The organism is Micrococcus sp. 63XJN7_6_ISO-PGPR-S23-444, from assembly GCF_058072765.1.
Genome location: NZ_CM176516.1, coordinates 929,699 through 942,513 on the forward strand (window position 1 = coordinate 929,699; position 12,815 = coordinate 942,513).

13 protein-coding genes and 1 tRNA gene are annotated in these 12,815 nt (G+C 72.7%); 7 read left to right on the forward strand and 7 right to left on the reverse strand.

Features of this window, described 5'->3' with window-relative positions:
- Positions 1–27: 27 nt before the first annotated feature.
- From fabF to aceE, 6 genes are all read right to left on the reverse strand, one after another.
- Complete coding sequence (gene fabF / locus AC3RJ9_RS04285; protein ID WP_041103123.1) at positions 28–1,272, reverse strand: beta-ketoacyl-ACP synthase II; 1,245 nt, start codon at positions 1,270–1,272, stop codon at positions 28–30.
- 176 nt (positions 1,273–1,448) lie between these two features.
- On the reverse strand, positions 1,449–1,694 hold the full coding sequence (locus tag AC3RJ9_RS04290) for an acyl carrier protein (protein WP_010078906.1): 246 nt from the start codon (positions 1,692–1,694) through the stop codon (positions 1,449–1,451).
- Positions 1,695–1,755: 61 nt separating this feature from the next.
- Positions 1,756–2,808 carry a beta-ketoacyl-ACP synthase III gene (locus AC3RJ9_RS04295; protein WP_237069219.1) on the reverse strand — a complete coding sequence of 351 codons (1,053 nt, stop codon included), beginning with the start codon at positions 2,806–2,808 and terminating at the stop codon, positions 1,756–1,758.
- A 32-nt stretch (positions 2,809–2,840) separates the two neighbouring features.
- Positions 2,841–3,764 (reverse strand): ACP S-malonyltransferase, encoded by a 924-nt coding sequence (locus AC3RJ9_RS04300; RefSeq protein ID WP_396717400.1) that lies wholly within the window; start codon positions 3,762–3,764, stop codon positions 2,841–2,843.
- 106 nt (positions 3,765–3,870) lie between these two features.
- Positions 3,871–5,073 (reverse strand): PucR family transcriptional regulator, encoded by a 1,203-nt coding sequence (locus tag AC3RJ9_RS04305; protein ID WP_396717397.1) that lies wholly within the window; start codon positions 5,071–5,073, stop codon positions 3,871–3,873.
- Between the two features lie 124 nt (positions 5,074–5,197).
- The gene (gene aceE, locus AC3RJ9_RS04310; protein ID WP_396717394.1) at positions 5,198–7,948 is read right to left on the reverse strand and encodes a pyruvate dehydrogenase (acetyl-transferring), homodimeric type; all 2,751 of its coding nucleotides are present in this window, start codon (positions 7,946–7,948) and stop codon (positions 5,198–5,200) included.
- Positions 7,949–8,202: 254 nt separating this feature from the next.
- Here aceE and AC3RJ9_RS04315 point away from each other — a divergent pair, with 254 nt between their 5' ends.
- From AC3RJ9_RS04315 to AC3RJ9_RS04335, 5 genes are all read left to right on the forward strand, one after another.
- Positions 8,203–8,634 (forward strand): DUF3052 domain-containing protein, encoded by a 432-nt coding sequence (locus tag AC3RJ9_RS04315; RefSeq protein WP_061867841.1) that lies wholly within the window; start codon positions 8,203–8,205, stop codon positions 8,632–8,634.
- Positions 8,627–9,133, forward strand: a complete 507-nt coding sequence (locus AC3RJ9_RS04320; RefSeq protein ID WP_061873167.1) for a redoxin domain-containing protein — start codon at positions 8,627–8,629, stop codon at positions 9,131–9,133. Before AC3RJ9_RS04315 ends, AC3RJ9_RS04320 begins: the two co-directional genes overlap by 8 nt.
- A gap of 15 nt (positions 9,134–9,148) precedes the next feature.
- A tRNA-Val gene (locus AC3RJ9_RS04325) sits at positions 9,149–9,222 on the forward strand.
- A gap of 75 nt (positions 9,223–9,297) precedes the next feature.
- Positions 9,298–10,137, forward strand: a complete 840-nt coding sequence (locus tag AC3RJ9_RS04330) for an AzlC family ABC transporter permease (RefSeq protein WP_489727715.1) — start codon at positions 9,298–9,300, stop codon at positions 10,135–10,137.
- On the forward strand, positions 10,134–10,478 hold the full coding sequence (locus AC3RJ9_RS04335) for an AzlD domain-containing protein (protein ID WP_010078898.1): 345 nt from the start codon (positions 10,134–10,136) through the stop codon (positions 10,476–10,478). The genes AC3RJ9_RS04330 and AC3RJ9_RS04335 overlap by 4 nt, the downstream gene beginning before the upstream one ends.
- Here the strand turns inward: AC3RJ9_RS04335 and AC3RJ9_RS04340 are convergent.
- On the reverse strand, positions 10,465–11,049 hold the full coding sequence (locus AC3RJ9_RS04340; RefSeq protein WP_489727716.1) for a hypothetical protein: 585 nt from the start codon (positions 11,047–11,049) through the stop codon (positions 10,465–10,467). The genes AC3RJ9_RS04335 and AC3RJ9_RS04340 overlap by 14 nt on opposite strands.
- A 137-nt stretch (positions 11,050–11,186) precedes the next feature.
- On the opposite strand from AC3RJ9_RS04340, the gene AC3RJ9_RS04345 reads away from it, so the two are divergent.
- The gene (locus AC3RJ9_RS04345; protein WP_041103632.1) at positions 11,187–11,687 is read left to right on the forward strand and encodes a hypothetical protein; all 501 of its coding nucleotides are present in this window, start codon (positions 11,187–11,189) and stop codon (positions 11,685–11,687) included.
- 204 nt (positions 11,688–11,891) lie between these two features.
- A complete protein-coding gene (ppk2, locus tag AC3RJ9_RS04350) occupies positions 11,892–12,806 on the forward strand; it encodes a polyphosphate kinase 2 (RefSeq protein ID WP_036340172.1) in 915 nt (304 codons plus the stop codon).
- The last annotated feature ends 9 nt before the right edge of the window (positions 12,807–12,815 follow it).

Consider the following 12,815-nt stretch of genomic DNA (forward strand, 5'->3'; position numbering starts at 1 on the left):
CCTTCGCCCGGCCGGCGGCGCTCCGGCTCAGACGCTGCGGAACACGGCCACCGCGTTGTGGCCGCCGAACCCGAACGAGTTCTTCACGGCCACGCGCGGCCCCTCGGGCAGGCGGGCGGGGGAGCCGGTGACCACGTTCAGCGGGATCTCCGGGTCCTGGTGGTCCAGGTTGATGGTCACGGGCGCCTGGCCGTGGTGCACGGCGAGCACGGACAGGATCGACTCGATCGCGCCTGAGGCGCCCAGCAGGTGGCCGGTCTGGGACTTCGTGGCCGAGACCTGCACCTGGTCCAGGTGGTCGCCGAACACGGCCCGCATGGCCAGGTACTCCGGGGCGTCGCCCTTGGGTGTGGACGTCGCGTGGGCGTTCACGTGGCACACGTCCTCGGGGGTGATGTCGGCCGACCTCAGGGCGGCGCGCATCGCACGGGTCGCGCCCAGGCCCTCGGGCTCGGGCGCGGTGATGTGGTGGGAGTCGGAGCTGACGCCCGCGCCGGCCAGCTCGGCGTACACGCGCGCGCCGCGGGCCTTCGCGTGCTCCTCCGACTCGATCACCATGACGCCGGCGCCCTCACCGAGGACGAAGCCGTCGCGGTCCACGTCGTAGGGGCGGGACGCGGCCTGTGGGTCGTCGTTGCGCTTGGACAGCGCCTGCATCGCGGCGAACGCGGCCATCGGCAGCGGGTGCACGGCGGCCTCGGCGGCGCCGCAGATCACGACGTCGGCCTGGCCGGAGCGGACGAGCAGCAGCGCGGTCTCGAGCGCCTCGGTGCCGGCGGCGCACGCGGACACCACCGTGCGGGCGCCGGCACGGGCGCCGAACTCGAGGGAGAGCGCGCCGGCGGCGCCGTTGGGCATGAGCATCGGGACGGTCATGGGCAGCACGCGGCGCGGGCCGCGCTCGCGCAGGGTGTCCCAGCCGTCCAGGAGGGTCCACACGCCGCCGATGCCGGTGCCGAAGGCCACGGCGAGCCGGTCGCCGTCGACCTCCGCGCCCTCGAGGCCGGCGTCCTTCCAGGCCTCGCGCGCGGCGACGGTCGCCATCTGGGTGGCCGGGTCCTGGCGTTTCTGCTCCACCTTGGAGAGGACCTCTGAGGTGGGCACGGCCAGCTCGGCCGCGAAGGTGACGGGCAGCTCGTACTTCTCCACCCAGTCGTGCTCCATGGTGCGCGCACCGGAGACGCCCTGCAGGGCGTGGGACCAGAAGGTGGGCACGTCGCCGCCGATGGGCGTGGTGGCGCCGAGGCCGGTGATCACTGCGGTGCGGGTCATGGGTCTGCTGCCTCTGGGTCTCGAGTGGGGATCGGGCGGAGGGGTGTCGTCGGCACGACGCGCGGCGCGCGCCGGGGTGCCGGAAGTCGAGGGTGTCGGGGGCCGGGGGCGCTCACGCGCCCCCGGCGCTCACCGAGGGGACGGGACGGGCCGGGCCCGCCGCCGTCGTGGGCCGATCAGGCCTGGGCGCCGTCGATGAAGTCGACGGCGTCCTGGACGGTCTTGAGGTTCTTGACCTCCTCGTCCGGGATCTTCACGCCGAACTTGTCCTCGGCGTTGACCACGATGGTCATCATCGAGATCGAGTCGATGTCCAGATCGTCCGTGAAGGACTTCTCCGGCTGCACCTCGGCGGTGTCGAGGCCGGTCTCCTCGTTCACGATCTCGGCGAGGCCGGCGAGGATCTCTTCCTTGGAAGCCATGGGGCGTCTCCTTCGGTAGGGGTGTGGGGTGTACGTGATCAGTGAATCAGACGGCGCCGCCTCAGGGGAGGCGGACCACCTGGGCGCCGTAGACCAGCCCGGCGCCGAAGCCGATCTGCAGGGCCAGGCCGCCGGTGAGCTCGGGGTTCTCCTCCAGCAGACGGTGCATGGCCAGCGGGATGGACGCGGCCGACGTGTTGCCGGCGTCCGCGATGTCCCGGGCCACGACGACGGACTCCGGCAGCTTCAGCTGCTTGGCGAACTCGTCGATGATCCGCATGTTGGCCTGGTGCGGGATGAACGCGGCGAGGTCCTCGGGCTCCACGCCCGCGGCGTCGAGGGCCTCGCGGGCCACCTTCGCCATCGACCACACGGCCCAGCGGAAGACGGAGGGCCCGTCCTGGCGCAGCGTGGGCCAGAGCATCCCCTCCGCGCCGGTGATCGCCGAGGCGTCGCCCGTGGTGCGGGCGTGCTCCACGGCATCGCGCAGCTCCAGCTGCGAGTGCGTCATGGAGATCGTGGACCAGCGCTCCCCGTCCGAACCCCACACCGAGGGGGAGATGCCCGGCTCGTCCGAGGCCGACACGATCACGGCGCCCGCGCCGTCGCCCAGCAGGAAGGAGATGGAGCGGTCCGTGGGATCCACGACGTCGGAGAGGCGCTCGACGCCGACCACGAGCACGTGCCGCGCGGTGCCGGAGCGCACGAGCGCATCGGCCTGCGCCACGCCGTAGCAGTAGCCGGCGCACGCGGCGGAGACGTCGTAGGCGGGCGCCGGGGCGGCCCCGATCTCGTGTGCCACGAGGGCCGCGGCCGAGGGGGTGGCGTGCGGGAAGGTGACGGTCGAGACGATCACGGCGTCCAGGTCCGAGCCCTGCAGGCCGGCCCGCTCGAGGGCCTCCCGGGCGGCGCCCACGGCCATGACGGGCACGGTCTCCTCCGCCGTGGCGCGCTGGCGCGTGACGATGCCGGTGCGCTGGCGGATCCACTCGTCCGACGAGTCGATGGGGCCGACGAGGTCCTCGTTGGGGACCAGGTTCGCCGGGCGGTAGGCGCCCACGGCCACGATGCGGCTGGCCGCGGGGCGCTCGTGCTGCTTCAGGGTGACGGTCATGGTGCCTCTCTCTGCCGGGCGGTGCGCGGGGTTCAGGCCGAGTGCTCGGCCAGGAACGCCCGCGCGGCGTCCAGGTCCTCGGGGGTCTTCACGGCGAGCTGCGCGGTGCCCTTGAGACCGCGCTTGGCCAGTCCGGTCAGTGTGCCACCGGGCAGCAGCTCCAGGACGCCCGTGACCTGCCGCGTGGCCATGGTCGCCATGCACAGGTCCCAGCGGACCGGGCGGGTGACCTGGTCCACGATCCGGGCGAGCACGTCCGTGCCGGACTCGACGGCCTCGCCGTCCCGGTTGGACAGCAGGGGCAGGCGCGGGTCCGAGGGGGAGAGGTCGGCGACGTGGGCCGCGAGGTCGTCCACGGCGGGGCGCATGTGCTCCGTGTGGAACGCGCCGGCCACCTTGAGCGGGATCACGCGGGCGCGGGCGGGGGCGGACTCGGCGAGCGCGCCGAGGGCCTCCGCGGTGCCGGCGGCGACGATCTGGCCGGCGCCGTTGACATTGGCGGGCGTCAGGCCCGCCGCGTCGATGGCCGCGAGGACCTCGTCCTGGTCCCCACCCACGACGGCGGCCATGCCCGTGGGCGTGGCCGCGGCGGCCCGGGCCATGCCGGTGGCGCGCACGCGCACCAGGGAGAGGGCCTCGGCGGGGGACAGCACGCCGGTGACGGCGGCCGCGGTGATCTCGCCCACGGAGTGGCCGGCCACGACGGTCGACTTCGGTGCGGCGGCGTCCGCCTCGAGGGCCGCGGCGGCCACCAGGCCGGCCGCCACGATCAGCGGCTGGGCGACGGCGGTGTCCTTGATGGTCTCCTCGTCCGACTCGGTGCCGTGGCGGATCAGGTCCACGCCCGCGGCGTCGGAGAGGGATGCGAGCAGGTCGAGGGTCCCGTCCAGCTCGAGCCAGGGGGCGAGGAAGCCGGGCGTCTGGGACCCCTGTCCGGGGCACACGATGGCAAGCATTCCTCCATCGTGTCAGGATCGGCCGCCATCCCGGGCAGATCGCGCCACGAAGCACGGCGAGTCGGTTTGGAGGGTTTCTACAAGCGGGGGTGTGCGCCGCCCCGGCTCAGTCCGACCCGTCCCCGGTCGTCTGCCGCGCCCCCGCGAGCCGGCCCAGGGTGATCGCGGTCTGCAGGACGTACGCGTCGCGGGGGACCAGCGGGTCCCAGCCGGTCACCTCGACCACCCGCTTGAGGCGGTACCGCACGGTGTTCGCGTGGACGAACAGCTCGCGGGCCGTACCCTCGAGCGAGTGGCCCAGCGCGCCGTACGCGTCCACGGTCTCCAGCAGGGAGGTGCCGGCGTCGGCCAGGGGCGTGAACACCCCGTCCACGAGGGCCTCCCGGGCCGTGGGGTCGCCCAGCAGCGCCCGCTCGGGCAGCAGGTCCTCCGCCGGGGTGGGCCGGCTCGCCCGGGGATGGGCGGCCGCGGCGCTGAGCCCGGCGAGGGTGTGCCGCGCCGAGACGTGCGCCGAGACCAGCGAGTCCACGACGGGTCCCACGATCACCGGTCCCGGCGCGAACCAGGGCGCGAGCGCCTCGCCCACCGCCCGCGCGTCCCGCACCGAGCCGACCACGAGGACGAGCCGTTCGGACTGCACGCCCACGAGCAGGTCGCAGTCGAGCCTCGCCGCGGCCCGCCGCAGGTCCGGGATGAACGCGGGCTTGTCCTGCCCCGGGGCGAGACCCGCCATGACCATCACGTCGTGGTCCCCACGCCAGCCCAGCGCGGTGGCCCGGTGCCGGATCTCGTCCGGGTCCTGCCCGCGCAGCACCGCGTCCAGCAGGACCGACTCGAGCCGCGAGTCCATCGCTCCGCGCATCTCCGCGGCCCGGGCGTACACGTCTGCGAGCGCGAACGCGACCTCGCGCGAGTAGTGGAGGATGTGCTCGCGGACGGGCGCCTGGTCGCGCTCGGCCAGCAGCTCCGGCACCCGCGTCTCGACGACGTCCACCATCGTCCGGATGAGCTGGAGGGCCCGCTGCAGCGAGATCGCCCCGGTGAGATCGGTGGGCGCGGGCCCGAAGACGTCCTGCAGGACGTGGCCCGTGGAGGTGGGCCGCTCGAACCACGTGAGGAAGCCCTGCAGGGCGCGCTGGGCCACGAGCCCGAGGGCGCTGCGCTCGTCCGGGGTGAGTCGGCGGTACCAGGGCAGGGTGGCGTCCAGCCGCTGCAGCACCGCCGTGTTCAGTGCCCCCAGGTGGCTCCGGAGGCGGGCCAGCCCGTCGGTGCTCACGGGGCGAGGGGCGGCGGGGCGGGGCTCGGGCATGCGCTCCATCCTAGGCGCGTGTTGTGGGGTTCCTACAGCGACGACGCCGGCCGCCCGCCTCCGTGGCGGAGGCGGGCGGCCGGCGTCGGGTCGGGAGGGCGTCGGCCTCCCCGCGTCGTGCGGGTCAGGCGTCGCCGCCCGCGATGCCGGTGGTGCCGGCGTTGACGTCGTCCAGGCGGTACTTCTCGTGCGCCTTCGCGGCCGTGCCCCGCTCGACCTGGCCCTCCTCCTCGAGGAGCTGCAGCGCGCGGACCACCATCGAGTGGGTGTCGATGAGGAAGTACCGACGGGCGGCGGCGCGGGTGTCCGCGAAGCCGAACTCGTCGGCGCCGAGCGCCGAGAAGCGGTTCGGCACGAACGGGCGGATCTGGTTCGTCCACGAGGTGGAGTAGTCCGAGGTGGCCACGATCGGGCCCTCGGCCCCCTGCAGCGCCTGCGTCACGTAGGGCACGCGCGGGGTGGCGGACGGGTCCTTCAGGGCGTCCTTCTCCGCCGCGACGGCGTCGCGGTACAGCTCGTTGTAGGAGGTCACCGACCACACGGAGGCGTTCACGCCCCACTCCTCGGAGAGGATCCGCTGGGCGTCGAGCGCCCACGGCACGGAGACGCCGGAGCCCAGGAGCTGGACCTTCGGGCCGTCGCCCTGGCCCTCGGAGAGACGGTAGATGCCCTTGAGCAGGCCCTCCACGTCGAGGCCCTCGGGCTCCTCGATGTGGGTGATCGGCTCGTTGTACACCGTGAGGTAGTAGATGACGTTGCGGACGTCGTCCCCGCGGTCGTGGTCGCCGTACATGTCCTCCAGGCCCTGGCGCACGATGTGGGCGATCTCGTACGAGTACGCCGGGTCGTAGTGCTTCACGGCCGGGTTCGTGGACGCCAGGACGGGGGAGTGACCGTCCATGTGCTGCGTGCCCTCGCCGGCGAGGGTGGTGCGCCCGGCGGTGGCGCCGATCATGAAGCCGCGCGCGAGCTGGTCGCCTGCGGCCCAGATGTTGTCCGCGGTCCGCTGGAAGCCGAACATCGAGTAGAAGATGTACACCGGGATCATCGGCTCGCCGTGCGTGGAGTACGCCGTGCCGATCGCGTTGAACGCCGCGGTGGCGCCGTCCTCGTTGATGCCGACGTGGTAGATCTTCCCCTGCGGGGACTCCTTGTAGGACAGGAACAGGTCCCGGTCCACGGACAGGTAGTTCTGGCCCTTGGGGTTGTAGATCTTCGCGGTCGGGAAGAACGAGTCCATGCCGAAGGTGCGGGCCTCGTCCGGGATGATCGGCACGAAGCGCGGTCCCATGTTCTTGTCCCGCATCAGGTCCTTGAGCAGGCGCACGAACGCCATGGTCGTGGCGGCCTGCTGCTTGCCCGATCCCTTGCGGGCCTGCTTGTACGCGGACTCCGGGGGCAGCGGGATCGCGTGGTAGTCGCTGCGCCGCTCCGGCACGAAGCCGCCCAGCTCCTTGCGCCGCTCCATCATGTACGTGATCTCCGGAGCGTCGGCGCCCGGGTGGTAGTACGGGATGTCGTACGGGTCCTTCTCGATCTGCTCGTCCGAGATCGGGATGCGGTGGCGGTCCCGGAACACCTTGAGGTCGTCCACCGTCAGCTTCTTCATCTGGTGCGTGGCGTTGCGACCCTCGAAGGACTTGCCCAGGCCGTAGCCCTTGATGGTGTGGGCCAGGATCACGGTGGGCTGGCCCTTGTGCTCCATGGCGGCCTTGTAGGCGGCGTACACCTTCTTGTAGTCGTGGCCGCCACGCTTGAGGCCCCAGATCTCCTCGTCGGTCATGTCCGCCACCATCTCCTTGGTGACGGAGGACCGGCCGAAGAAGTGGTCGCGCACGAAGCCGCCGGACTCGGCCTTGTAGGTCTGGTAGTCGCCGTCGAGCGTCTCGTTCATGATGCGCACGAGCTCGCCCTCGTCGTCGGCCTCGAGCAGCGGATCCCACTCGCGGCCCCACAGGACCTTGATGACGTTCCAGCCGGCGCCCCGGAAGTAGGACTCCAGCTCCTGGACGATCTTGCCGTTGCCGCGCACCGGCCCGTCGAGACGCTGCAGGTTGCAGTTGATGACGAAGGTGAGGTTGTCGAGCTTGTCGTTGGCCGCGATGTGCAGCTGGCCGCGCGACTCCGGTTCGTCCATCTCGCCGTCGCCGAGGAAGGCCCACACGTGCTGGTCGGAGGTGTCCTTGATGCCGTTGTTGTGCAGGTACCGGTTGGTCTGCGCCTGGAAGATGGCGTTCATCGGCCCCAGACCCATGGACACGGTGGGGTACTGCCAGAAGTGCGGCATCATCCGCGGGTGCGGGTAGGAGGGCAGGGCGTGGCCCTGGCGGGACTTCTCCTGGCGGAAGCCGTCGAGGTCCTGCTCGGTCAGGCGGCCCTCGAGGAACGCGCGGGCGTAGTTGCCGGGCGAGGAGTGTCCCTGGAAGAAGATGTGGTCGCCGCCGCCCGGGTGGTCCTGACCGCGGAAGAAGTGGTTCAGGCCCACCTCGTAGAGGGTCGCCTGGCCCGCGTAGGAGGAGATGTGACCGCCGACGCCGACGCCGTCGCGCTGGGCGCGCTGCACGAGGGCCATGGCGTTCCACCGCAGGTAGTTGCGGTAGCGGCGCTCGAGCTCCTCGTCGCCCGGGTACTCCGGCTCCTGGTCCGCCGGGATCGTGTTCACGTAGTCCGTGGTGGTCACGTAGGGCAGGGCGACGGACTGGGCGCTCGCGCGCTGCATGAGGGAGCGCATGATGTACTGCGCCCGCTCCGTGCCGCGCTCCTCGATGAGTCCGTCGAGGGACTCGATCCACTCCGACGTCTCCTGGGGATCCTTGTCCGGGAGCTGGTCGGTCAGACCGCTGCGGATCTGCGAGCTCTCTTCGGCTGCGCTCACGGTGCCTCCTGGTTCTCGTGCGGAGGGGTGCTCCGCGGTGGGCTGCGGGCAGACGATCCGGTCCGGGCCCGCGACGCCGAGCCGGGCGCGTCGCCCGGAGAGTGCGTCTGTTCCTCCCCAGAGTAGACCGGAGCCGCCGCGTCCGCCCGGCCGGAGGCCCCGGAACGGCGGCGTCCACGGCGTATGGTGGTCATCATCACCCGCTCGACGGCGCGGGCCGCAGTGCCCGCCACCATCAAGGAGGACCGGACACTATGCAGGCTGGGTCGACGCCGACCTCGACGGACAGCGCCCTGCTGGCGGAGCTCGCCCTCTCGAGGGGCGACCTGGTGCAGGAGTGGGGGTACGACGACGACGCCGACGTCACCTTCCGTGACGCGCTCGAGGACGCGCTCGGCGAGGAGCTGCTGACCGAGGAGGATCAGGAGCCGGCGGACGCGGTCCTCTTCTGGTGGCGCGCGGACGACGGCGACGTCATGGATCTCGCGGACGCCCTCGTGGACGCCCAGCGCTCCCTCGATGCCGGCCCCGTCTGGATCATGACCCCCCGCAAGGGGCGCCCCGGCCACGTCAGCCCGGCGGACGTCGCCGAGGCCGCCTCCACCGCGGGCCTGCACGCCACCACCGGGGCCGGTGCCTCCGAGGACTGGGCCGCTCAGAAGCTCGTCCAGAAGCGCGGTGGCTGAGCCCCCGTCCGGCGGGACGCGGGGCGCCGACGTCGTCCCCGCGCTGCGCGACGACCACGGCCAGAGGTGGCCGTGGCCGCCGACGCGCGGGCCCGAGGACGCCGCCGCGCCGCGGGGCACGTGGCTCGTCTTCCTGCCCGGGGCGTTCACGCCGGTGTGCACGGGCGAGCTCGGCTGGCTCGGGGCGCTCGCCGAGGACGTGGCGGTCGACGAGGTGGCCGTCCGCGTGGTCTCGTGTGACGCCGCCCCCGTGCTGCGCCGCGTCCGCGAGGAGCTGGCACTGCCGGAGCCGCTCACCCTGCTCTCCGATTTCTGGCCCCACGGCGCGGCCTGCCGTGCCCTCGACGTCTTCGACGCGGAGACCGGGCGGCCCCGCCGCGTCTCCGTGCTGCTCGACGCGGACGGGGTCGAGGCCGCGCGCGTGGTCGCCGCCCCGGGACAGGCACGCACCCGGAGCGAGCACGAGGCGGCGACGCGCGACCTGCTCGTTCACCGGTAGCCTGGACGGACACCGGCACCCGTAGCTCAGTTGGTCAGAGCATCTCGTTTACACCGAGAGGGTCGGGGGTTCGAGTCCCTCCGGGTGCACCGATCGCGGGGCCATGACACGGCGTGACGCCGCGGCTCCGTCATGCCGACCGCCCGTCAGGCGCCTATGAGAGCATGCTCACCATCATGGGCTCCTCGTCAGCGTCCTCGCGCGCCTCCGCTCCGTCCTCGCGGTGGGCCGAGGTGCGCTCCGGCGTCGCCGTGACGCTGGGCGCCGGCCTCGGCCTGTTCCCCCTGGGCGTGGCCTTCGGGATGCTCGTGGTCCAGGCCGGGCTGCCCGCGTGGGTCGCACCCCTGTTCTCCGTGGTCGTGTTCGCCGGGTCCGTCGAGCTGCTGCTCGTCTCGCTGGTGGTGGCGGGCACGCCGCTGCTCACGATCGCCGTGACGGTGTTCCTCGTGAACTTCCGCCACGTGTTCTATGCGTTCAGCTTCCCGCTGCGCGTGGTCCGGGGGCGCCTCGCGCGGATCTACTCGATGGGCGCCCTGATCGACGAGGCCTACGCCATCGCCGCCGCCCAGCCCCGCGGTTGGACGGCGCCCCGGCTGCTGGCCATGCAGATCGCGCTGCATGCGTATTGGGTGCTCGGGGGCCTCGCCGGGGTGGCCGTCGCGTGGCTGCTGCCCGTGCCGGTCGAGGGCCTCGAGTTCGCGCTCGTCGCCCTCTTCATCGTGCTCGCCATGGACGCCGCCCGCACGCGGGCCCAGCTGCCCCTCGTGCTGGCGGCCGCGGTCGCCGTCGGGGTGGCTCTGCTGCTCGCGCCCGCGCAGGTGCTCGTCGTCGCCTTCGCCCTCTACGCCGCGGTGCTGATCGCGTTCCACGTGCTCGCCGCGCGCGGGACCGCCCTGCCGCTGCCTGAGCCCGTGCCCGTCACCGGGCCGGTGCCCGTCGTCGCCGCGGCGGGGGAGCGGGCCGTCACGGATGCCGAGCCCGGCGTCGAGGAGGACCCCCGATGACCGGCGCCGCGTACCTGGTGGCCGCGGCCGTCGTCGCGGGCCTCGTGACCTTCTGCCTGCGCGCGTTGCCGTTCGCACTGCTGCAGCCGTTGCGGGAGTCCGTGCTCGCCGCGCGGCTGGCGGTGTGGATGCCTGCCGGCGTGCTGACCATCCTGGCCCTCGTGATGCTGCTCGACGCCGCGGCGCTGGCCCCTGGAGAGCCCGTGGACGGGACGCGGGTGGCCCACGCGCTGATCGCGGCGGCGGTGACAGTCGTCGTGCATCTGCTGGCCGGGCGGCGGACCCTGGTCTCGATCGCCGCCGGCACGCTGGCGTACGTGCTGTTGGTCAACCTGGCCTGACCGGCGGCGGGGCGGATTCGCCCAGGCGTTCGGCCCATGCGCGGGTCGCCGCGGCGAGGCGCCGGCCGTAGGCGGTGACCCCGTCTGACAGCGTCCCGGCGTTGTAGAGCGTCCCCGCCCGGGCGATCCCCTCCGCGGAGAGGTCGCCGCGCAGGTGACCGCGCAGGATCTCCAGCCCCAAGGCCAGGTTGTCCTCCGGCTCCCACAGGTGGAGGCCGTGCTCCGCCGCCTGCGCGAAGTACGGCGGCCACGTGATCTGCGCGGGCCCCACGCCGTTGGACTTCTCACCCTGCGCCACCCGGGCCACGAGCTCCTCGTAGCGTTCCCGGGTCACGAGGACGTCCGTCCCGCGCGGGGCGCTGTGCACACCGCCGGCGTCGTGCCCGAAGACGTTCCGGCCGCCGGACTCGAGCTCGGCCAGGGCCGCCGCCACCGCGAGGGGAACGTCCGCCCGGCGTGCGGCGGCCACGATCGCCGCGGCGTTGTCGAGGTGTCGGCCGAGCGTCGCCGGCGGGTCGGAGGAGCGGTCGCGGGCGGAGCGGCGGGTGAGGAGGTCGCGGAGCAGGCCCATCGGCCCACCCTCCCGCATCCCGGGTTGAGTTGTCGCGGGTGACGGGCCCGCGCACCCGCGACAACTCAACCCGGGATGCGGGGCAGGGGCCGGGCGGCGGCGCGTCGTCAGCATCCGGGCGCACTAGGGTGGAGCGCATGTCCGCGACCCCCCTCGGCTTCTGGAAGCTGCCCGCCCGTCCCGACGGCGCCGCCCGTCACCTCGCCGTCATCACCGGGGGCGAGGCGCAGCAGACCATGCTCTTCCTCCAGGACGGGCAGTGGTCCATCCTCGCCCTCTTCCAGGACGAGCTGGCCGGCAAGGCCGCCGCCCGCACCCTGGACGCGCTCCTGCAGTCCGTCACCTGTCTGCGCATGGGCGGCCGCGACGTCCTCGACGGCGCCGACACCCCGAGGCCCGGTGTCGAGTGGGCCGGCTACGACCGCGAGTTCGAGGAGGCCGACGTGGCCGAGCAGCGCGACGTCGAGCCGCGCGGCCGGATCTGGATCCTCCCGGCCACGGACGGCGCCTCCGTCGGCCTGAAGCTTCCCGGGCACCGCCGGTACGACGACGCCGTCGCGCAGTTCGCCGACGTCGACGCGGCGCGTGCCGCCGTCGCGGCGATCGACGAGCTCCTGGGCGTCGGCCCGCGCGGCTGAGCAGGCCGACACTCGTCGGCCCGGGGCCGCGACCGTTCGCCTCCCAGGGTTCACCTGCTGTTCACGCGGCTGCGCTGCCGGGCCCGGCTTCCTCGTCCGCCGCCCACCCATAATGGTGTGAAGAGCACAGGCCGCGGCCCGCCTCCGTCGTACCGAGGAGGGGACGGGCGGGCACGGTGACGCACCCAGTGAAGGAGACGGTCCATGGAGCTGCTGCAGCCCGACGCCCCCCGCGAGAACCTGCGCGAGTTCATCGACAAGCTGCGCGACGGCGGCTACACCGTCTCGGACGGCCACACCAACGATCCCGACCTGATCGATCCGCAGGGCCGTGCCGTGGAGACGTGGAAAGAGGACTACCCGTACGAGACGCGCATGACGCGCGAGGAGTACGAGCTGGAGAAGTACCGCCTGCAGATCGAACTGCTCAAGCTGCAGTACTGGGGCGAGGACACCGGCCAGCGCCACATCATCGTCTTCGAGGGCCGCGACGCCGCCGGCAAGGGCGGCACCATCAAGCGCTTCACCGAGCACATGAACCCCCGCACCGCCCGCGTCGTGGCCCTCAACAAGCCCTCGGACCGCGAGCTCGGCCAGTGGTACTTCCAGCGCTACATCCAGCACTTCCCCACGGCGGGCGAGATCGTGCTGTTCGACCGCTCGTGGTACAACCGCGCCGGCGTCGAGCGCGTGATGGGCTTCGCCACGGACGAGCAGTACCGCCGCTTCATGAACCAGGTGCCGCTGTTCGAGAAGATGCTCGTGGACGACGGCATCCACCTCACCAAGTTCTGGTTCTCCGTGACACAGACCGAGCAGCGCACGCGCTTCGCGATCCGCCAGATCGACCCGGTCCGCCAGTGGAAGCTCTCGCCCATGGACCTCGAGTCCCTGGACCGCTGGGAGGCGTACACGGAGGCCAAGGAGGCCATGTTCCTCCACACGGACACGGACCACGCCCCGTGGATCTCCATCCGCTCCAACGACAAGAAGCGGGCCCGCCTCAACGCGATGCGCTACTTCCTGTCCCAGTTCGAGTACGAGGGCAAGGACCACGAGGTCGTCGGCACCCCGGACCCGCTGATCGTGCGCCGCGGCCGCGACGCCGTGGGGGACTGACCGCGGTCG